Origin of the sequence: Streptococcus sp. HMSC074F05, from assembly GCF_001808725.1 — a bacterium.
Lineage (GTDB): Bacteria > Bacillota > Bacilli > Lactobacillales > Streptococcaceae > Streptococcus > Streptococcus parasanguinis_I.
Genome location: NZ_KV794407.1, coordinates 83,266 through 84,817, shown reverse-complemented (window position 1 = coordinate 84,817; position 1,552 = coordinate 83,266). Strand labels below are relative to the sequence as shown.

1 protein-coding gene is annotated in these 1,552 nt (G+C 40.4%); it reads right to left on the bottom strand.

Translation table 11 applies throughout. The annotated features are described in order from the left end of the window. A partial coding sequence (locus HMPREF2685_RS02245) for an SspB-related isopeptide-forming adhesin (protein WP_315940843.1) occupies positions 1-1,552 on the bottom strand: 1,552 nt, incomplete at both ends.

Here is a 1,552-nt window from a genome sequence, read left to right as displayed (position 1 = left end):
TGGTGGTGTTGGTGGTGTTGGTGGTGTTGGCGGTGTTGGCGGTGTTGGCGGTGTTGGTGGTGTTGGCGGAATAACAGTGTTGTTAAACTCTGTATCTTCCGGCAACTTAGTAGTAGCTACTAATACCTTACCTGCTTTATTCACCACGATACCAACAGTTGCAACCATCTTATCGTATACAACGCTAGAATCTGTGCCACGGATTTCTTCTACATGGTAGAGATGAGTTCCTTCTTCACCACGTTTGAATTCAAGATTTGAGAAGGTGATCTTACCAGCCGCATCATTGGTTACGGTTTCGATCACATTTCCTTTTTCGTCCTTAAGAACGAAGCTGAATTCACCAGCCTTCAATGCACGACCTTCCAATTTCTTAGTGAATTGGAATTGAACCTTAACTGGAATGTTGACTACACGTTTTTCAGTTGGTTTTTCTGGTTTTTCTACAGTCTTCTTAGTTGGATCGTATTGGTGTACGATTTGTGAAGCTGTATTTTCAATGTCCACACCATCTTGAGCAGATTGTTTAATTTCTGTAGGAATTTCAAACTTGTAGTAACGTCCAAAGGCCAACTTAGTTGTGTCGATGACTTGTGTATTTTCTGCGTCTCCAAGTGACTTAGTCAAGTCTGCTTTAGAAGTTGCAGTAATCACACCGTTTTCAACCTTGATATCAAACTTAGCTGTTACATCTTCTCCTGTTACAGAGTCGTATGCCTTAATATCAGCTCCGTTGACAGTCAAGTTCGCACTGTCATATTTATCTGTAACACCAACAGATTGAATATTGTGTGCTTCAGTGAATTTAGTTGTATCCAACCATACTTGGTAGTATACTTTATCACCTTTCTTGAGTGTCTTCGTATTGATGTTTTGAGCTTCGTTGTTGGCAGTACCATCCGCATATGGGTTGGCATTTGTGTCCGCAACTTTATGTTCTAACTCGTTATCATCATCGAGAAGTTTCACACCTGTAAGATCGAATTTAGATTCGTTCAAGATGTATTTCTCTGGATTGAAATCAGGAGTTTCTGGAGGACGAACAGTATTATTGAATTCTTTATCTGCTGGATCCGTTACGTTAGTGATGAGAGCTTTCGCTGTTCCGTCATGTTTAACTTCTACAGTTACTACTGCTTTCATCGCATCGTAAGTGACAGTTCCGTCAGTACCTTTAACTTCTTCTACTGTGTAGTTGTGAACACCTTCTTGACCTTTCTTGAACTCAAGTTTAGAGAACTTAACGTTACCAGCCGCATCGTTCTTAACTGTTTCAACAACTTTACCTGTTGAATCTTTAAGTACGAAGCTGAACTCGTTAGCTTTAAGCTCACGGCCTTCCAATTTCTTAGTGAAGTTGAATTCTACTGATACTGGTACGCTGTTTACACGTTTTTCAGTTGGTTTTTCAGGCTTTTCAACTTTCTTAGTCGTTGGGTTGTAGTAGTTCACTACTTGAGCCGCAGTATTTTCGATGTCTACTCCGCCTTTAACGTCAGCTTTCACTGTAGCTGGGATATCAAACTTGTAGTAACGTCCGAATTCGAATTTA